Consider the following 18,805-nt stretch of genomic DNA (forward strand, 5'->3'; position numbering starts at 1 on the left):
AGCGGATATAATACCGCACCATCAAGCACCGCATAACCGCCCACGACGCGGTATTGGCCCCCACCGGAGAAAGCATGTCCGACAAACCCCAACTCAGTCTTGTGGTCGCTGTTTACAATGGCGAAAATTTTCTTAACGCATTTTTTGACAGCATCAAAGCGCAAAATCTCGATAGCCTTGAGCTGATTGTGGTTGACGATGGCTCTTCTGACCGCTCGGCAGAGATCATTGCTCAGTATGCGCAAGAATTTGCCAACTACCGGGTGCTTAGCCAGGCGAACCAGGGCGTTTCGGCGGCACGCAATACCGGGCTGGCGGTGGCGACAGGCGAGTACCTGGCGTTTCCCGATATCGATGACGTGATTCATCCAGGCATGTACCCGCGCTTGCTGGAGATCGCACTCAAAAACCAACTGGATGTGGCAACCTGTAACGGCACCTATATTTACGATGATGGTCGCCCGTCAAAGAAAATCTTCCCTTCAGATAAACTGGCTTCCACTGATGTGCTGGAAGGGCCGGTCTGGCTCCAGCGAGCGCTGGCGTCGCGTAAATTTCTGCATGTTACCTGGCTGAATATTTACCGCCACGACTTTATCAAAGCGCAGGGGTTTACGTTCGAACACGGTTTACGGCATCAGGACATTCCGTGGACGACCGAAGTGCTGCTAACCGCGAAACGGGTGCAGTACATCGATGAAACCTATTACGATTATCTGATCCACTCCGCCTCTGTTTCCCATACGCCGGGAACTAACGACACGCGGATGCGTTCGGCGCGCCACTACATGAAAATTCTCGAGATGCTTAATACCATCAACTTGCGCTATCCGGAGCAGGTGAAACGTGTTCCGGCTTGCCAGTGGCAAATCGCTAAAGAAGGCCTTGGGATCCTTCATAGCATTAACAATATTGACGATCCTGCGAAGCGCAAAGAGATAACTCAAGAGCTGTTTGATCGCGGTATCTGGCAAATGATCTGGCGTAACGCACGCGGATTGCGTCAGCGCTGGCGTCTGGGGCGTCGCTATTTCCGCCTGAAACGTTATCTGGCTGAAAGCTAAACAGAGAACATCTTGACGCGCGGGGAGATGCCCGCGCGTCAAAGGTATAGCTTTAACCGCCCTAAATGCTTAGAATTTGCCCGCCGAATCTTAAAAAAACGGATAGTCGCTTGGAATTGTTGTATACCACCCTGCTTTACTTAATTCAGCCTCTGGTGTGGTTGCGATTATTACTTCGCAGCCGCAAAGCCCCTGCTTACCGCAAACGCTGGGCTGAACGCTATGGTTTTTGTCGTAACAAAGTGAAGCCGGACGGTATTCTGCTGCATTCCGTCTCCGTGGGAGAAACGCTGGCGGCGATCCCGCTGGTACGTGCGCTGCGCCATCGCTACCCTTCGCTGCCCATCACCGTGACCACCATGACACCAACCGGCTCGGAACGGGTGATGTCGGCGTTCGGCAAAGACGTACATCATGTTTATCTCCCGTACGATCTGCCCTGCGCCATGAACCGTTTTCTCAACAATGTTCGCCCGAAGCTGGTGATCGTGATGGAAACCGAACTGTGGCCGAACATGATTTCCGCGCTGAAAGCGCGCCAAATCCCCCTGGTTATCGCTAACGCGCGACTGTCAGAACGCTCGGCAAAAGGTTACGGCAAGTTGGGCAAATTTATGCGCCGCCTGCTGAGCAAAATCACCCTGATTGCCGCGCAAAACCAGGAAGATGCCGACCGTTTTCTGCAATTAGGCTTAAAGCGCAGCCAGTTGACCGTGACCGGCAGCCTGAAATTTGATATCTCCGTGACGCCTGAACTTGCTGCCCGCGCTATAACGCTGCGCCGCCAGTGGGCACCGCGCCGCCAGGTGTGGATTGCTACCAGCACGCACGACGGCGAAGAAGCAATTATTTTACAAGCGCACCGCAAGCTGCTGGAAACCTTCCCTGATTTACTGTTAATTCTGGTGCCCCGCCACCCGGAACGCTTCCCGGATGCGCGCAATTTGACGCAGAAAGCCGGCTTCAGCTACACCTTGCGCAGCTCAGGTGAAATCCCTTCCAGCAGCACACAGGTGGTGATCGGCGACACGATGGGTGAACTGATGCTGCTCTACGGTATCGCCGATCTGGCGTTTGTCGGCGGCAGCCTGGTTGAACGCGGCGGCCACAACCCGCTGGAGCCTGCCGCACACGCGATTCCCGTGCTGATGGGGCCACATACGTTTAATTTCAAAGATATCTGCGCACGCCTGCAGGAAGCGGAAGGGTTGATCACCGTCACCGATGCGGATTCGCTGGTGAAAGAGGTGTCGACCCTGCTGACGGATGAAGATTACCGTTTATGGTACGGCCGCCACGCGGTGGAAGTGCTGCACCAGAACCAGGGCGCTCTGGCGCGCCTGCTGCAACTTCTGCAACCGTATTTGCCTCAGCGGAGCCATTAATGTCCAAACGTTTGTCGGTGGTGATGATCGCCAAAAACGCGGCGGATCTGCTGCCCGATTGTCTGGCATCCGTTGCCTGGGCGGATGAAATTGTGCTGCTGGATTCCGGCAGCAGCGACGATACAGTGGGCATTGCCAGCCGCGCGGGCGCCAAAGTCTTCACCCATACCGACTGGTCGGGTTACGGCGTACAGCGCCAGCTGGCACAGCGCTACGCCAGCGGCGATTACATTCTAATGCTCGATACCGACGAGCGCGTCACCCCGGAACTCGCAGAGCACATTCGCGCGACGCTCGCCGCACCGCAGCCGGGCGCCGTTTACAGCATTGCCCGCCGTAACTATTTTCTTGGCCGCTTTATGCGCCACAGCGGTTGGTATCCGGATCGCGTTACCCGCCTGTACGAGCGCGAGCGCTATCAGTACAACGGCAATCTGGTGCATGAATCACTGGATGCGCCGCAAGCGCCGGTCATTGCGCTCAGTGGTGATTTGCTGCATCTGACCTGCCGGGATTTCGCCAGCTTTCAGCGTAAACAGTTCAATTACGCCACGGCGTGGGCGCAGGAACGCCATCAGCGCGGTAAAAAAACGTCACTACCGGGAATTTTCGCGCATACTTTGGGCGCATTCGCCAAAACATTATTGCTGCGCGGCGGCGTACTGGATGGAAAACAGGGCTGGCTGCTGGCAGTGGTTAACGCGCAGTATACTTTCAATAAATACACCGAGCTGTGGGCGCTGAACCACGGTTATTCAGAGAAAGAATAAGCGATGAGTACAAAAGCGATTTATCCCGGCACCTTTGACCCCATCACTAACGGGCATATTGATATTGTGACCCGCGCCGCCACGATGTTTGATGAGGTGGTATTAGCGATTGCCGCCAGCCCAAGCAAAAAACCGCTGTTTGACCTGCCAGAGCGCGTGGCGCTGGCGCAGGCCGCGACGGCGCATCTGCCGAATGTTTCGGTGGTGGGGTTTAGTGATTTGATGGCCAATTTTGCCCGCGCCCAGCAGGCAAATATCCTTATTCGCGGTTTGCGGGCGGTAGCGGATTTCGAATATGAGATGCAGCTGGCACATATGAACCGCCACCTGATGCCGGAGCTGGAAAGCGTATTTCTTATGCCGTCGAAAGAGTGGTCGTTTATCTCTTCTACGCTGGTCAAAGAAGTGGCGCGCCATCAGGGCGATGTCACCCACTTCCTGCCGCCTGACGTTCACCAGGCGCTGTTAGAGAAGCTTAAGTAAGCTCCCGGTACTTATTTCTGGCAGCGTCGGCAGTAAAACGTTGAGCGCTGTGCATGCTTTGCGGCAACAATCGGCGTGCCGCAGACGCGACAAGGTTCCCCTTCCCGACCATATACCTGCAACTCCTGAGCGAAATAGCCCGGTTTGCCGTCGCTTTGCAAAAAGTCTTTTAGCGTGGTTCCGCCCTGCTCGATAGAGCGCAGCAACACTGCTTTGATCACCCGCACCAGAATTTCGCACTCCTGCGCCGAGAGTGACGAAGCCAGCCGATCGGGATGGATCCCGGCGGCAAACAGCGACTCGCTGGCGTAGATATTCCCCACGCCGACCACCAGCTTGTTATCCATGAGCCAGGGTTTAATGGCGGTTTTCTTCTTCGCGCATTTCTGCTGGAAATAGTCAGCGTTGAAAGCGTCGCTGAGCGGCTCCGGGCCGAGATGCGCCAGCACATTGTGCCCTTCCAGCTCTTTCGTCCATAGCCACGCGCCAAAACGACGTGGATCGGTGTAGCGCAGCACTTTGCCGTTGCTCATCACCAAATCGACATGGTCGTGTTTTTCAGCAGGTAACTCATGGGGAAGAATGCGCAGGCTACCGGACATGCCAAGGTGAATAATGATCCAGCCGTCGGGTAATTCGAGCAGCAAATATTTGGCGCGGCGCTGAACGCTCAGTACCGGTTTGTCGCTCAGGCTGTGGATCTCTTCGGAAACCGGCCAACGCAATCGCCCGTTGCGCACTACCGCGTGAAGAATGGTTTCGCCAACAAGGTGCGGTTCAATACCTCTGCGGCTGGTTTCGACTTCGGGTAATTCAGGCATCTCGTCTCCGGTTTATGGGTGGTCAGAAATGCAAAAACCCCGACAGAGCGGGGTTTTTGTGCAAGAAAACTAAAATTATTTGATTTTAGCTTCTTTGTACAGCACGTGCTGACGGACAACTGGATCGAATTTTTTCAGTTCCAGTTTTTCCGGCTTAGTACGTTTGTTCTTCGTGGTGGTGTAGAAGTGACCAGTACCAGCGGAAGAAACCAGCTTGATTTTCTCACGAATACCTTTAGCCATGATTTATATCCTCTAAGTACTTAGTACTTTTCGCCACGGGCACGCAGTTCAGACAGAACTGTATCAATGCCTTTCTTATCGATTACACGCATACCTTTAGCAGATACACGCAGGGTGACAAAACGCTTTTCGCTCTCAACCCAGAAACGGTGAGAGTGCAGGTTCGGCAGGAAACGGCGTTTAGTCGCGTTCAGTGCGTGGGAACGGTTGTTACCGGTCACCGGACGCTTGCCAGTAACTTGGCAGACTCGGGACATGTCTATTCTCCAAAAATCAAATTAGCTCGAGCTTCGTATGGGGTATCGGCGCCTCGTCAGGCTTTACAGCCCGGTCATCGCAGTTCTATGTGAACTCTCGATTGCCAGGCCCAAATGCCAAACCCGAGATTCTCAAAGGTGGCGTAGTATACGCTGAGTCGGCGGTGTGCTCAAGTCCCGAACAGACAAAGATCCCGATGGATCGCGCAAAGTGGTCTAAATCCAACCACGTTCGGCAAAAGAAACATACTCACCGCGGCCAATAACCAGATGATCGAGCACCCGGATGTCCATGAACTGGCAGCATTTTATTACCCGCTCAGTGATCTGCCTGTCCGCTTTGCTCGGCTCAGCGTTACCAGAGGGGTGATTATGCGCGAGGATCACGGCGGCCGCATTGACTTTTAACGCTTCACGCAAAATTTCTCGCGGATGCACCTCAACCTGGTTAATCGTGCCGGTAAAAAGCCGACAATGTTTAAGTATCCGGTTCTGGTTATCCATCAGAATCACCATAAAGATCTCGCGCTCTTCGCCCGCAAGCTGGCTTTGTAAAAACTCGCGCGTCATTTCCGGGCTCAGCAGTGAGCTCTCTTCCAGCAGGCGCGCATTATAATAGCGCCGCGCCAGTTCACCGATACCCCGCAATTGAGCGTATTTGGCAAGGCCAATGCCATGCACCTCTTTAAAATCATCAAGATCGGCGGAGAGCAGCGTATACAGCGAACCAAACTGCTTGAGCATTTCACGCGCCACGGTGAGCACGCTCTTTCCCTGTGTTCCGGTGCGCAAAAAAAGCGCCAGCAGTTCCACGTCAGTCAGTGACTCAATACCGAACTTCATCATCTTTTCACGCGGTTTTTGGGGCGTAAAAACAATATCCATATTCATTTCTCCTTCACTCTTGCCAATGCTGCCATAGCTGCCGTTTCGCTTCGACGAGAAAGTCATATCTCTGCGTAGCGCCTCGCAAAGTGGTTTGTGGGCAACAGCACGACAACACCAGGATTGTGATAAAATGCCCAGCTTCTGGTGAAATCCAACAGGAAAGAATCATGATCAGTCTGGCGGGTAAAAAGATTGTCCTCGGCGTGAGCGGCGGTATCGCGGCCTATAAAGCGCCCGAACTGGTGCGCCGTCTGCGCGATCGCGGAGCGGAAGTCCGTGTCGCAATGACCGAGGCGGCAAAAGCCTTTATTACGCCGATGAGCCTGCAGGCCGTTTCCGGTTATCCGGTTTCCGATAGCTTGCTTGATCCCGCCGCCGAAGCGGCAATGGGCCATATTGAGCTGGGCAAATGGGCTGATTTAGTGATTCTCGCCCCCGCCACCGCGGATTTGATCGCCCGCGTCGCTGCCGGTATGGCAAACGACCTGGTCTCCACGATTTGCCTCGCCACACCGTCGCCTGTCGCCGTTGTTCCCGCAATGAATCAGCAGATGTACCGCGCCGCCGCCACCCAGCATAATTTGCAGGTGCTGGCCTCGCGCGGGCTGTTGCTGTGGGGCCCGGACAGCGGCAGCCAGGCCTGTGGCGATGTTGGTCCTGGAAGAATGCTCGATCCGCTGACCATTGTGGATATGGCCGCCGCGCATTTCTCGCCGGTCAAAGATCTGCAACATCTGAACATCATGATTACCGCCGGTCCGACGCGTGAACCGTTAGATCCGGTACGTTACATCACCAATCTCAGTTCCGGTAAGATGGGCTTCGCCATTGCCTCCGCTGCTGCAAGTCGCGGTGCGAATGTCACGCTGGTCTCCGGCCCTGTTTCGCTGGCAACGCCGCCGCTGGTGCAACGTGTGGATGTGACTACGGCGCTGGAGATGGAGGCCGCGGTTCAGAGCCGCGTTCAGCAGCAGAATATTTTTATCGGCTGCGCCGCCGTTGCGGATTATCGCGCCGCCAGCATCGCTGAAGAAAAAATTAAAAAGCAAGGCGATGAAATCACGATAAAAATGGTGAAAAACCCGGATATCGTCGCTGGCGTTGCCGCACTTTCTGCGCATCGCCCTTATGTTGTTGGGTTTGCTGCCGAAACAAATAATGTGGAAGAATATGCCCGGCAAAAACGCGCCCGTAAAAATCTGGATCTGATTTGCGCCAACGATGTTTCGCAATCGAATCAGGGATTTAACAGCGACAACAACGCATTACACCTTTTCTGGCAGGATGGCGACAAACGCTTGCCGCTGGAGCGCAAAGAACTTCTGGGACACCTATTACTGGATGAGATCGTTACCCGTTATGATGAAAAAAATCGACGTTAAGATTCTGGACCCGCGCGTTGGCAAGGAATTCCCGCTGCCGACATATGCCACCTCCGGTTCCGCCGGACTTGACCTGCGTGCCTGTCTCGACGACGCCGTAGAGCTGGCGCCAGGCGCAACGACGTTGCTGCCGACCGGTCTGGCAATCCATATTGCCGATCCATCACTGGCTGCGGTCATTCTGCCGCGTTCCGGTCTGGGCCATAAACATGGCGTCGTGCTGGGCAACCTGGTGGGGCTGATTGATTCGGATTACCAGGGTCAATTGATGGTTTCCGTCTGGAACCGAGGCCAGGACAGCTTTACCATCGTGCCGGGTGAACGCATCGCGCAAATGGTCTTTGTGCCGGTCGTTCAGGCAGAGTTTAACCTGGTAGAATCCTTTGACGCGACCGAGCGCGGCGAAGGCGGCTTCGGCCATTCCGGGCGCCAATAAGCAGCCCTATTTAACGCATCACACGGCGAAATAACGCGATAACATCACCGCAAACGCACTCCGTTTGCGGTCGCCCTGTGGTTGCTCGCCTGACAAGTGCTTATTTTCAGGGGTATTTTGGAACATGGCAGAAAAACAAACTGCGAAAAGGAATCGTCGCGAGGAAATACTTCAATCTCTGGCGCTGATGCTGGAATCCAGCGATGGAAGCCAGCGTATTACGACGGCAAAACTGGCGGCGTCCGTTGGCGTTTCTGAAGCGGCGCTGTATCGCCACTTCCCCAGTAAGACGCGCATGTTCGACAGTCTGATTGAATTTATCGAAGATAGCCTGATTACCCGTATCAACCTGATTTTAAAAGACGAGAAAGACACAACCGCGCGTCTGCGTCTGATTGTGCTGCTGATTCTGGGCTTTGGTGAACGTAATCCGGGTTTGACACGCATTATGACCGGCCATGCGCTGATGTTCGAACAAGACCGCCTGCAAGGGCGCATTAGCCAGCTGTTCGAACGCATTGAAGCGCAGCTGCGCCAGGTGCTGCGCGAACGCAAGATGCGTGAAGGCGAAGCCTACGCGACGGATGAAACGTTACTGGCAAGCCAACTGCTGGCATTTTGCGAAGGGATGCTGTCGCGCTTTGTGCGCAGTGAGTTTAAATACAGCCCGACCGAAGATTTCGACGCCCGCTGGCCGCTGTTGGCCGCACAATTACAGTAATACCTCATGCAGCCCTTGCGGCTGCATTCTCATTTCCCCGCAATCTGTAAAAAAGCCCAACGTAATTCGTTAAGATGCCAGATGTTGTGGCGTCGCGGATCCCCTACCCTCCCTCTGGCAGTATCTTTCCACTTAAGCGAAATATCCTCATAAATACCCTACAAATAAGGAGACGCTTGATGGCAACATCACGTCGGGAACTGCTTAAACTCAGCGGTATTGCCACCGCATCATTACTTCTAAGCCAAAAGAGTATCGCCGCCTGGGCACCCTCGGCCCGCTATCCCGATCCCAGCATCGTCGCGCTGGATGACAGCTTTCGCGACTATATGGTTTCCAGCGCCAAAGTAGAGCAGATAGCAACCGGATGCCGCTGGGCAGAAGGGCCCGTGTGGTTTGGCGATACCCGCATGCTGTTGTGGAGCGATATTCCCAACAACGCGGTCATGCGCTGGGATGAAGCCACCGGTACAACCAGCGTTTTTCGCCAGCCTTCCAATAACGCCAACGGCCACGCTCGCGACAGACAAGGGCGTCTAATCAGCTGTGAGCACGATACCCGCCGCATTACGCGCACAGAATACGACGGCACCATCACCGTGCTGGCAGACAGCTACAGCGGCAAGCCGCTGAATTCACCGAATGACATTGCCGTGAAATCCGACGGTTCCATCTGGTTTACCGATCCGCCATTTGGTATTGCCGGTTTTTATGAAGGGCATAAAGCTACGCCGCAGTTGCCGCAAAACGTTTATCGCCTGGATCCTGAAACCCGCAAGCTGGAAGTGGTGCTGGGCGATGTTAAAGGGCCAAACGGCATCTGCTTCTCGCCGGATGAAAAAACGCTGTTTGTGGTGGAAAGCCGCGCGACGCCTAATCGCTTAATTCTGGCGTGGGATATCGAAGGGAATCAGCTAAAAAACCGGCGGGTACATATCGATTGCGGCAACGGCACGGCAGATGGCATCGCCATCGATGTGCATGGCAACCTGTGGTGCGGGTGGGGAATGGGTACCGAGGAGCTGGACGGCGTGCGCGTGTTCAATCCGCAAGGCAAAGCGATTGGAATGATCCACCTGCCGGAGCGCTGCGCTAACTTGTGCTTTGGCGGCGAACAGCGCAATCGCCTGTTTATGGCTTCTAGCACCTCGGTCTATTCACTTTATGTAAACACTCAGGGCGCGAAGCTGGTGTAAAACGGACCCGGCAGTCGCCTGCCGGGAACACATTTAAACGCCGTACTGCTCGCGGTAGGCACGCACAGCGGCCAGATGATCGGCCATCTCCGGTTTCTCTTCGAGGTAGGCGATCAAGTCTTTGAGTGTGACAATCGAAATCACGTTACAGCCATAATCGCGTTCTACTTCCTGAATTGCCGAAATATCACCGCGACCACGCTCCTGGCGATCCAGAGAAATCAGCACGCCAGCAAGCGTTGCGCCGTTCGCCTGGATAATCTCCATCGATTCGCGAATCGCCGTTCCGGCGGTGATTACGTCATCCACCAGCATGACACGACCCTGCAACGTGCTGCCCACCAGATTGCCGCCTTCACCGTGGGTTTTGGCTTCTTTACGGTTGAAGCAGTAAGGCACATCGCGCTCGTGGTGCTCCGCCAGCGCTACGGCCGTGGTGGTCGCGATAGGAATACCTTTGTAAGCCGGGCCAAACAGCAGATCAAAATCGATACCGGAATCCACCAGCGCTTCGGCGTAAAAACGCCCTAACAGAGCCAGATCGCGCCCGGTATTAAACAGCCCGGCGTTGAAGAAATAGGGGCTTTTGCGCCCGGATTTCAGCGTGAACTCGCCGAACTTCAGTACCTGCTTGTTAAGCGCAAATTCAATAAACTGACGCTGATACGCTTTCATGGATCCGCTCCTCATCTCACTTTTCATTATTTACAGATTACGCAACATACGTCGCGCGACCTCGCGCAAACCACGTAAATCATACCTGGTGAATAACGCAGACATGACTCGCGACAGCCGACAAAGAAGCCGCATGAAGTATAAAGCGCAAAAAAAAGGGCGACTCATCAGTCGCCCTTAAAATTAATTCTCTAGCGCCGCCTTCTGCGTCGCGATAATCGATTCGATCCCCCCTCTGGCCAGCGCCAGCAGGGTGAGTAACTCTTCATGGGAGAAAGGCTCGCCTTCCGCCGTACCCTGAACTTCAATCATGCGACCGTCTTCGGTCATCACCACGTTCATGTCGGTTTCAGCTGCGGAGTCTTCCACATATTCAAGATCACAAACGGCTTCGCCATTAACAATACCCACGGAAACCGCCGCCACCATGCCTTTCATCGGATTGGTTTTCAGCTTACCGGCGGCGACCAGTTTGTTCAGCGCGTCCGCCAGCGCAACGCACGCGCCGGTAATTGATGCGGTACGCGTGCCGCCATCGGCCTGAATGACGTCGCAGTCAAGCGTAATGGTGAATTCGCCCAGCGCGTTCAAATCAACCGCTGCACGCAGCGCACGCGCGATAAGACGCTGGATTTCCATGGTACGCCCGCCCTGTTTGCCTTTTGCGGCTTCACGCGCGTTACGGGTATGGGTCGAACGCGGCAGCATGCCATATTCGGCGGTGATCCAGCCCTGGCCCTGACCTTTCAGAAAGCGCGGAACACCCTCTTCAATCGACGCAGTGCACAGCACTTTGGTATCACCAAATTCAACCAGCACGGAGCCTTCTGCGTGTTTTGTGTAATTACGGGTCAGGGTGACGGGGCGCACCTGGTTGGCGCTACGGCCTGCTGGACGCATGATAATTTCTCCGGCTTATCGAATGTGGCTGCGCATTATACTGGCTTACCAAGGTTATTCCTATCCTGATAAGGCCACGAAAGCTATAATCCCCGCATCTCTCTTTGAAAACGGGAACGTCTATGATCCGCAGTATGACCGCCTATGCCCGGCGTGAAATCAAGGGTGAATGGGGCTCTGCCTCCTGGGAACTGCGCTCGGTTAACCAGCGTTATCTGGAAACTTACTTCCGCCTGCCGGAGCAATTTCGCAGCCTCGAGCCGGTTGTCCGTGAACGTCTCCGTAGCCGTCTGACGCGCGGTAAAGTGGAGTGTAATCTCCGTTTTGAGCCAGATGCCAGTGCGCAGGGCGAACTGATCCTGAACGAAAAATTGGCTAAACAACTGGTGAATGCGGCGAACTGGGTCAAAATGCAGAGCGACGAAGGGGAAATCAACCCGGTTGATATTCTGCGCTGGCCAGGCGTTATGGCTGCGCAAGAACAGGATCTGGACGCCATCGCCGCGCAGATCCTCGCCGCACTTGACGGCGCGCTGGATGATTTTATCGTCGCCCGTGAAACTGAAGGTCAGGCGCTGAAAGGGCTGATTGAACAGCGTCTGGAAGGCGTGAGCACTGAAGTCAGCAAAGTCCGCGCCCACATGCCGGAAATCCTGCAATGGCAGCGCGAACGCCTGGTCGCCAAGCTGGAAGAGGCGCAGGTGCAGCTCGAGAATAACCGCCTTGAGCAAGAACTGGTGCTGATGGCACAGCGCATCGATGTCGCCGAAGAGCTGGATCGCCTTGAAGCGCATGTTAAAGAAACCTACAACATTCTGAAGAAAAAAGAAGCGGTTGGCCGCCGTCTCGATTTTATGATGCAGGAGTTCAACCGTGAGTCGAACACGCTGGCCTCCAAGTCGATTAACGCAGAGGTGACTAACTCCGCTATCGAGCTCAAAGTCCTGATTGAGCAAATGCGCGAGCAGATTCAGAATATCGAGTAAGCTATCAGCAGCACCTTGAAAAGGCCCAATCGGGCCTTTTTATTTATCATGCTGCCTGTAATTAACTTATGCTTAATTTTATTAATCGCTGCCATTTACCAGCCACTTCCCATTCATATTAAATTTTTAAATCATATATATAAACACATCCAAACCCAGCACATCGCATTAGTTAAAATTATCCAAAACACCGCTCCTTAGAAAATCTCAATCGTATGCCTGTGTAGAAATCGCTACCCTGCCGCTTCTGATTTACGGGAGCGGGCATGCTGTTACATATTCTCTATCTGATTGGCATCACGGCCGAGGCAATGACCGGCGCACTGGCGGCAGGCCGTCGCAGAATGGATACCTTTGGTGTGATAATTATCGCCACAGCAACGGCGCTGGGCGGCGGATCGGTACGCGATATGCTGCTTGGTCACTATCCGCTCGGCTGGGTAAGGCACCCGGAATATGTCGTTATCGTTGCCGTCGCGGCAGTATTAACGACTATCTTCGCGCCGGTGATGCCGCATCTGCGCCGTCTGTTTCTGGTGCTTGATGCCCTGGGGCTGGTGGTGTTTTCCATTATCGGTGCGCAGATTGCCCTCGACATGGGTGAAAGCCCGGTTATCGCCGTGATTGCCGCGGTGATTACCGGCGTGTTCGGCGGTGTGTTGCGGGATATGTTTTGTAAACGTATCCCGCTGGTGTTCCAGAAAGAGCTGTACGCTGGGATCGCCTTCGCCTCTGCCGTGCTCTATATCGTTCTTGGTCATATGATTCCCAGCCACGATACGGTGGTAATTGCAACGTTGTTGTTTGGCTTCATTACGCGGTTACTGGCTATCCGCTGGAAGCTTGGCTTGCCCGTGTTCCACTACAAGCACAGCGCTCACTGAAACGCTTTTATTCCTTGTTCGCCTAACCAAGCCGAAAGTTGTTCAATCTCGGGAGCATGCATAAAGGCAACGATCTGCCGGGCTTTTTCAGCACCAATTGCCGGGAAACGCTGCCACTCCTTTTCGTTACGCATGCGCATTTGCTGCCATGTTGTGTCGCCAGTGACTTTCAGAGCAGGCTGAGGTAACGGTGTTCCAAGTGCAATAAGCCAGCGAATAAACGGTTTTTCTCGTACCAGCGAAAAGCGATGCCAAAGCTGTAAACCGCGTTCCGGCGAAATGCCGGGCGTCGACTGTAATTGCTCTTTTGTCAGCGCCAGCCATGAAAAGAGATGTTCAAAGTGATGCGCCTGATTCAACCCCCTCCAGCCACTTTCGCCAATCCCTTCAATTCCCAGCGCTTTTGCCGAACTCAACCACACCAGACGGGCAATAAATTGCTCCTGACATTCTGCAGAGGCATAAAAGCAGGTCAACGCGGTAAAACGTGGCGCTGGTGGGACAGGTTTATCGCGAACAAGTGAACGCCACGCCACACTGTCGATGCGCGGGATCCCTTGACCGGCAAGACTGACAGCGATTTGATCGCCAGGCGCAACATCCAGCTCTTGCCAGCGTCTGACAGAGCCCAAATTGACCCGCTGAACGCGCTTATCATCGAGTTGAACCGGTTCCAGCAGAGCCACCACGGAAATTTTACCGGTGCGCCCAATGGCAAACTGAATATCTTTTACGGTGGCAATTTCCTCGGGCGGTTCATATTTCCATGCCACCACCCAATTACCCTGCCCCGGCAGCCACGTATTTCCCGCTGGTTCGATTCCAGAGCGCACCACAACACCATCGGTAACGAAAGGCAATTCTGAGGTAAACCAACGGCTGCGCAGCTTCTCCACGTCTTCTACCGTACTCACTGGCACGCTATATTGCACTTCGTCACTAAACCCCGCTTTGCTGAGTTCCGCTAACTTTTGTGCCAGTGTTGCCGGGCCGTCTGGCCAGGCCCAGACGAAAAACGCCAGATCATTGAGAATGGCGGGTTCGTCGCGGCGCATCATCGCGCCCGCAACTTTTGCGCGGGCGTTAAGCCCACCGGCCTGTTTCTGAATATGGTTTTCCGTGCGTAAAAACAGTTCACCCTGCAATACGCTGTTCGCCAGCGCACCACTCACCTTTTCAGGGATCGATGGGATAGCGCGTATTTTTGCCGTCCAGTCCTCACCAGCCAGACCATCGCCGCGACTGATTGCCTGCGTCAGTTCACCATTGCGATAGACTAACGTCACCGCGACACCATCCACTTTTGGTTGCGCCCACAGATCGGTTTTTCCTGCCATCCAGCGCTGTAGCGCTTGCTTACCTGCCAGTTTTTGTACCCCTGTGTGTGCGACAGGATGTTTCACACTGCCGCCCGGTAAAACAGGTGCTGAATTTGCGGGTTCAAGCGCAAAACAGCGTTGCCACGCCGCCAGCCGTGCGCTGAGCTGGTCGTAAACAGCGTCGCTTACCTCACTTGCGCCCTGCTTCCAGTAGTGCTCATTCCACTGGGCAAGTTGCTGCTGAAGGCGGTTAACCTCATCTTGCGCTCTAGATGGCGACCAGACAGGGCACACCGCCTGGCTGGACAGGCTCCATAGCAATAGACACACCGCGAATCCGGTTCTTTTCCACATCATCCCTTCTCCTTGTGATAGCGCCGCTGTTATAGCGTGGCCAACGCCGTGCTGACGACATGGAAAGAGAGAGATTGCGAGGAGGATTCCGGCAATTCACTGTTGCTGTGAAAATTTGCAAATAAAACAGGAAAGCAGGCCGCAAAATGTCAAACTCAGCGGGAAAAAGTGTGACAAAGGCTACGTCGCATAGCGCCGATGTGTATAATAGGCACGTATGTAAGTTTCCTTTCGCAATTCACATACAAAAGACTCTCATGGCTCAAGGCACGCTCTATATTGTTTCCGCCCCTAGCGGCGCGGGTAAATCAAGCCTCATTCAGGCTTTGCTAAAAACCCAACCGTTATACGATACGCAGGTTTCTGTTTCGCACACCACGCGCGCTCCGCGTCCGGGTGAAGTGCACGGTGAACACTATTTCTTTGTTAATCATGATGAATTTAAATCCATGATTGGCGAGGACGCGTTTCTTGAACATGCCGAAGTTTTTGGTAACTATTACGGCACCTCGCGCGCAGCCATTGAGCAAGTGCTGGCAACCGGCGTAGATGTGTTTCTTGATATCGACTGGCAGGGTGCGCAGCAAATTCGCGCCCGTATGCCGCAGGCGCGCAGCATCTTTATTCTGCCGCCTTCTAAACTGGAGCTCGATCGCCGCTTACGCGGGCGCGGCCAGGATAGCGAAGAAGTCATTACGAAGCGTATGGCGCAGGCAGTTGCGGAAATGAGCCATTACGCGGAATATGATTACCTGATTGTGAATGATGATTTCGATACCGCGTTGGGCGATCTGAAAACCATTATTCGCGCCGAACGTCTGCGCATGAGCCGCCAAAAGCAGCGACATGACGCTTTAATCAGCAAACTATTGGCAGACTGAGCCTGGTTTCAGTATCATGCCCAGTCATTTCTTCACCTGTGGAGCATTTAAAGTATGGCACGCGTAACTGTTCAGGACGCTGTAGAGAAAGTTGGTAACCGTTTTGACCTGGTGCTGGTCGCCGCGCGTCGCGCTCGTCAGATGCAGGTTGGCGGTAAAGATCCGTTAGTCCCGGAAGAAAACGATAAAACCACCGTTATCGCGCTGCGCGAAATCGAAGAAGGTCTGATCAACAACCAGATCCTCGACGTCCGTGAGCGCCAGGAACAGCAAGAGCAGGAAGCCGCAGAACTGCAGGCCGTAACCGCCATTGCTGAAGGTCGTCGTTAATTAACCTGCAGGTCACCCTTGTATCTGTTTGAAAGCCTGAATCAGCTGATTCAACACTATCTGCCTGAAGATCAAATCAAACGTCTCAGGCAGGCGTATCTCGTTGCACGTGACGCTCACGAGGGCCAGACACGTTCAAGCGGTGAACCTTATATCACGCACCCGGTAGCGGTAGCCTGCATTCTGGCCGAGATGAAACTCGACCACGAAACGCTGATGGCTGCGCTATTGCATGACGTGATTGAAGATACCCCCGCCACCTACCAGGATATGGAACAGCTGTTTGGCAAAAGCGTTGCCGAGCTGGTGGAAGGGGTGTCGAAACTTGATAAGCTCAAGTTTCAGGATAAGAAAGAAGCGCAGGCCGAAAACTTTCGCAAGATGATTATGGCGATGGTGCAGGATATCCGCGTCATTCTTATCAAGCTCGCCGACCGTACCCACAATATGCGCACGCTGGGCTCTCTTCGCCCGGACAAACGTCGTCGCATCGCCCGTGAAACCCTCGAAATCTATAGCCCGCTGGCGCACCGTCTAGGTATTCATCACATCAAAACCGAGCTTGAAGAGCTGGGCTTTGAAGCGCTGTACCCGAACCGCTATCGCGTGATCAAAGAAGTGGTCAAAGCCGCGCGAGGCAACCGCAAAGAGATGATTCAAAAAATCCTCTCGGAAATCGAAGGGCGTTTACAGGAAGCGGGTATTCCCTGCCGCGTTAGCGGTCGCGAAAAGCACCTGTACTCGATCTACTGCAAAATGGTGCTGAAAGAGCAGCGTTTCCACTCGATTATGGACATCTACGCCTTTCGCGTGATTGTTCACGATCTGGATACCTGTTATCGCGTTCTGGGCCAGATGCACAGTTTGTACAAGCCACGTCCTGGCCGCGTGAAAGACTATATCGCCATCCCCAAGGCGAACGGCTATCAATCTCTGCACACTTCGATGATTGGCCCGCACGGCGTGCCGGTCGAGGTGCAGATCCGTACCGAAGATATGGATCAGATGGCAGAGATGGGGGTTGCCGCGCACTGGGCGTATAAAGAGCATGGCGAGAGCAGTACCACCGCGCAAATCCGCGCCCAGCGCTGGATGCAAAGCCTGCTGGAGCTGCAACAGAGCGCCGGTAGTTCGTTTGAATTTATCGAGAGCGTTAAATCTGATCTCTTCCCCGATGAGATTTATGTTTTCACCCCGGAAGGCCGTATTGTCGAGCTGCCTGCCGGCGCCACGCCGGTGGATTTCGCCTATGCGGTGCACACGGATATCGGCCATGCCTGCGTTGGCGCGCGCGTCGACCGCCAGCCGTATCCGCTGTCGCAGTCGCTTTCCAGTGGACAGACGGTAGAAATTATCACCGCACCGGGCGCCCGCCCGAATGCCGCATGGCTGAACTTTGTCGTCAGCTCGAAAGCACGCGCCAAAATCCGCCAGATGCTGAAAAACCTCAAGCGTGACGACTCCGTGAGCCTCGGCCGCCGTCTGCTGAATCACGCGCTGGGCGGAAGCCGTAAACTGGCCGAAATCCCGCAGGAACATGTGCAGCGCGAACTGGATCGCATGAAGCTCGCGTCGCTCGACGATTTGCTGGCCGAAATCGGTCTTGGCAACGCCATGAGCGTTGTGGTTGCGAAAAACCTGCAGCAAGGGGAAGCCGTGCAGAGCACCCAAGCACCGGCTGGCGCAAACGGTGGTCATCTGCCGATTAAAGGAGCAGACGGCGTACTGATCACCTTTGCCAAATGCTGTCGCCCCATTCCTGGCGACCCGATTGTCGCGCACGTCAGCCCCGGCAAAGGGCTGGTTATTCACCATGAGTCCTGCCGCAACATTCGTGGCTACCAGAAAGAGCCAGAGAAGTTCATGGCTGTCGAGTGGGATAAAGAGACCGCGCAGGAATTTATCACCGAGATCAAGGTGGATATGTTCAACCATCAGGGCGCCCTGGCGAACCTGACGGCAGCGATAAATACGGCCTCTTCGAATATTCAAAGCCTGAATACCGAAGAAAAAGATGGCCGCGTCTACAGCGCGTTCATCCGTCTGACGGCGCGCGATCGCGTCCATCTGGCGAATATCATGCGCAAAATCCGCGTGATGCCGGATGTGATAAAAGTCACCCGCAACCGAAACTAACTTTATGAATTCTCAACGTTATGCGCGTATCCGCGAGATGCTCGCCAGGCGTCAGCCGGACCTGACGGTCTGCATGGAGCAGGTTCACAAACCTCATAACGTCTCCGCCATTATTCGCACTGCGGACGCCGTCGGCGTGCATGAAGTTCACGCCGTCTGGCCAGGCAAGCGCATGCGCACCATGGCCTCCTCTGCTGCGGGCAGCAACAGTTGGGTTGAAGTGAAAACCCACCGTACCATTGGCGATGCTGTTGGCGTGCTGAAAGCGCGCGGTATGCAGATCCTCGCCACCAACCTGTCTGATAACGCCGTTGATTTTCGCGAGATCGATTACACCCGCCCGACCTGCATTCTGATGGGCCAGGAGAAAACCGGGATCACGCAGGAAGCGCTGGATCTGGCAGATCGGGACATCATCATCCCGATGACTGGCATGGTGCAGTCACTGAATGTTTCCGTGGCATCTGCCTTGATCCTTTACGAAGCGCAGCGCCAGCGGCAAAACGCCGGTATGTATGAGCGTGAAAACAGCATGTTGCCGGATGAAGTTCAGCAACGCCTGCTGTTTGAGGGGGGCTACCCGGTGCTGGCGAGAGTCGCGAAACGCAAGGGCCTGCCTTACCCCCACGTAAATACGGAAGGCCAAATCGAAGCCGACCCAACGTGGTGGGCAACGATGCAGGCGGCGGGATAA

General features: G+C 54.5%; 21 protein-coding genes. 14 read left to right on the forward strand and 7 right to left on the reverse strand.

The genetic code is table 11. The features are described 5' to 3' along the window. The first annotated feature begins 74 nt into the window (after window positions 1–74). The 4 genes from M8Q36_RS05295 to coaD all read left to right on the forward strand — a co-directional run bounded on the left by M8Q36_RS05295 (window position 75) and on the right by coaD (window position 3,702). Window positions 75–1,064 (forward strand): glycosyltransferase, encoded by a 990-nt coding sequence (locus M8Q36_RS05295; protein WP_097399819.1) that lies wholly within the window; start codon window positions 75–77, stop codon window positions 1,062–1,064. A gap of 110 nt (window positions 1,065–1,174) precedes the next feature. Continuing rightward, window positions 1,175–2,449 (forward strand): lipid IV(A) 3-deoxy-D-manno-octulosonic acid transferase, encoded by a 1,275-nt coding sequence (gene waaA, locus M8Q36_RS05300; RefSeq protein WP_083126951.1) that lies wholly within the window; start codon window positions 1,175–1,177, stop codon window positions 2,447–2,449. Next, window positions 2,449–3,219, forward strand: a complete 771-nt coding sequence (locus M8Q36_RS05305; RefSeq protein WP_249880244.1) for a glycosyltransferase family 2 protein — start codon at window positions 2,449–2,451, stop codon at window positions 3,217–3,219. The genes waaA and M8Q36_RS05305 overlap by 1 nt, the downstream gene beginning before the upstream one ends. Before the next feature lie 3 nt (window positions 3,220–3,222). Further along, on the forward strand, window positions 3,223–3,702 hold the full coding sequence (gene coaD, locus M8Q36_RS05310) for a pantetheine-phosphate adenylyltransferase (RefSeq protein ID WP_020455751.1): 480 nt from the start codon (window positions 3,223–3,225) through the stop codon (window positions 3,700–3,702). Window positions 3,703–3,713: 11 nt separating this feature from the next. On the opposite strand, the gene mutM is transcribed toward coaD, so the two are convergent. From mutM to radC, 4 genes are all read right to left on the reverse strand, one after another. After that, a complete protein-coding gene (gene mutM, locus M8Q36_RS05315) occupies window positions 3,714–4,523 on the reverse strand; it encodes a bifunctional DNA-formamidopyrimidine glycosylase/DNA-(apurinic or apyrimidinic site) lyase (protein WP_249880246.1) in 810 nt (269 codons plus the stop codon). 75 nt (window positions 4,524–4,598) lie between these two features. After that, entirely contained in the window at window positions 4,599–4,766 is a 168-nt protein-coding gene (gene rpmG, locus M8Q36_RS05320) for a 50S ribosomal protein L33 (RefSeq protein WP_003024094.1), read from the reverse strand. A 20-nt stretch (window positions 4,767–4,786) separates the two neighbouring features. Then, complete coding sequence (gene rpmB, locus M8Q36_RS05325) at window positions 4,787–5,023, reverse strand: 50S ribosomal protein L28 (protein ID WP_002436699.1); 237 nt, start codon at window positions 5,021–5,023, stop codon at window positions 4,787–4,789. A 216-nt stretch (window positions 5,024–5,239) separates the two neighbouring features. Next, complete coding sequence (radC, locus tag M8Q36_RS05330; protein WP_020455753.1) at window positions 5,240–5,908, reverse strand: RadC family protein; 669 nt, start codon at window positions 5,906–5,908, stop codon at window positions 5,240–5,242. A 170-nt stretch (window positions 5,909–6,078) separates the two neighbouring features. On the opposite strand from radC, the gene coaBC reads away from it, so the two are divergent. The 4 genes from coaBC to M8Q36_RS05350 all read left to right on the forward strand — a co-directional run bounded on the left by coaBC (window position 6,079) and on the right by M8Q36_RS05350 (window position 9,646). After that, on the forward strand, window positions 6,079–7,293 hold the full coding sequence (gene coaBC / locus M8Q36_RS05335; protein WP_249880247.1) for a bifunctional phosphopantothenoylcysteine decarboxylase/phosphopantothenate--cysteine ligase CoaBC: 1,215 nt from the start codon (window positions 6,079–6,081) through the stop codon (window positions 7,291–7,293). Continuing rightward, window positions 7,271–7,729: a dUTP diphosphatase gene (gene dut, locus M8Q36_RS05340; protein ID WP_017458169.1), complete on the forward strand. Its 459-nt coding sequence runs from the start codon at window positions 7,271–7,273 to the stop codon at window positions 7,727–7,729. Before coaBC ends, dut begins: the two co-directional genes overlap by 23 nt. A 124-nt stretch (window positions 7,730–7,853) precedes the next feature. Beyond that, window positions 7,854–8,450, forward strand: a complete 597-nt coding sequence (slmA, locus tag M8Q36_RS05345; RefSeq protein ID WP_017458168.1) for a nucleoid occlusion factor SlmA — start codon at window positions 7,854–7,856, stop codon at window positions 8,448–8,450. 179 nt (window positions 8,451–8,629) lie between these two features. Then, a complete protein-coding gene (locus M8Q36_RS05350) occupies window positions 8,630–9,646 on the forward strand; it encodes an SMP-30/gluconolactonase/LRE family protein (RefSeq protein WP_249880248.1) in 1,017 nt (338 codons plus the stop codon). Window positions 9,647–9,679: 33 nt separating this feature from the next. Here the strand turns inward: M8Q36_RS05350 and pyrE are convergent, their stop codons facing one another. Next, a complete protein-coding gene (pyrE, locus tag M8Q36_RS05355; protein WP_249880249.1) occupies window positions 9,680–10,321 on the reverse strand; it encodes an orotate phosphoribosyltransferase in 642 nt (213 codons plus the stop codon). Between the two features lie 183 nt (window positions 10,322–10,504). Beyond that, a complete protein-coding gene (rph, locus tag M8Q36_RS05360; RefSeq protein ID WP_017458165.1) occupies window positions 10,505–11,221 on the reverse strand; it encodes a ribonuclease PH in 717 nt (238 codons plus the stop codon). 122 nt (window positions 11,222–11,343) lie between these two features. Between rph and M8Q36_RS05365 the strand changes: the two genes are divergently transcribed. Next, on the forward strand, window positions 11,344–12,207 hold the full coding sequence (locus tag M8Q36_RS05365) for a YicC/YloC family endoribonuclease (RefSeq protein ID WP_020455758.1): 864 nt from the start codon (window positions 11,344–11,346) through the stop codon (window positions 12,205–12,207). Window positions 12,208–12,473: 266 nt separating this feature from the next. Then, complete coding sequence (locus M8Q36_RS05370; RefSeq protein WP_249880250.1) at window positions 12,474–13,091, forward strand: trimeric intracellular cation channel family protein; 618 nt, start codon at window positions 12,474–12,476, stop codon at window positions 13,089–13,091. Here M8Q36_RS05370 and ligB read toward each other — a convergent pair. Next, entirely contained in the window at window positions 13,085–14,764 is a 1,680-nt protein-coding gene (gene ligB, locus M8Q36_RS05375) for an NAD-dependent DNA ligase LigB (protein ID WP_249882719.1), read from the reverse strand. The two genes, M8Q36_RS05370 and ligB, sit on opposite strands and share 7 nt — an antisense overlap. Before the next feature lie 257 nt (window positions 14,765–15,021). On the opposite strand from ligB, the gene gmk reads away from it, so the two are divergent. The 4 genes from gmk to trmH are packed head-to-tail and all read left to right on the forward strand — an operon-like array spanning window position 15,022 to window position 18,805. Continuing rightward, a complete protein-coding gene (gmk, locus tag M8Q36_RS05380) occupies window positions 15,022–15,645 on the forward strand; it encodes a guanylate kinase (protein WP_017458161.1) in 624 nt (207 codons plus the stop codon). 54 nt (window positions 15,646–15,699) lie between these two features. Continuing rightward, on the forward strand, window positions 15,700–15,975 hold the full coding sequence (gene rpoZ / locus M8Q36_RS05385; protein ID WP_007369481.1) for a DNA-directed RNA polymerase subunit omega: 276 nt from the start codon (window positions 15,700–15,702) through the stop codon (window positions 15,973–15,975). An 18-nt stretch (window positions 15,976–15,993) separates the two neighbouring features. Further along, entirely contained in the window at window positions 15,994–18,111 is a 2,118-nt protein-coding gene (gene spoT / locus M8Q36_RS05390) for a bifunctional GTP diphosphokinase/guanosine-3',5'-bis pyrophosphate 3'-pyrophosphohydrolase (protein ID WP_249880251.1), read from the forward strand. 4 nt (window positions 18,112–18,115) lie between these two features. After that, complete coding sequence (gene trmH, locus M8Q36_RS05395; protein ID WP_249880252.1) at window positions 18,116–18,805, forward strand: tRNA (guanosine(18)-2'-O)-methyltransferase TrmH; 690 nt, start codon at window positions 18,116–18,118, stop codon at window positions 18,803–18,805.

Origin of the sequence: Kosakonia sp. R1.Fl (assembly GCF_023516815.1) — a bacterium.
GTDB lineage: Bacteria > Pseudomonadota > Gammaproteobacteria > Enterobacterales > Enterobacteriaceae > Kosakonia.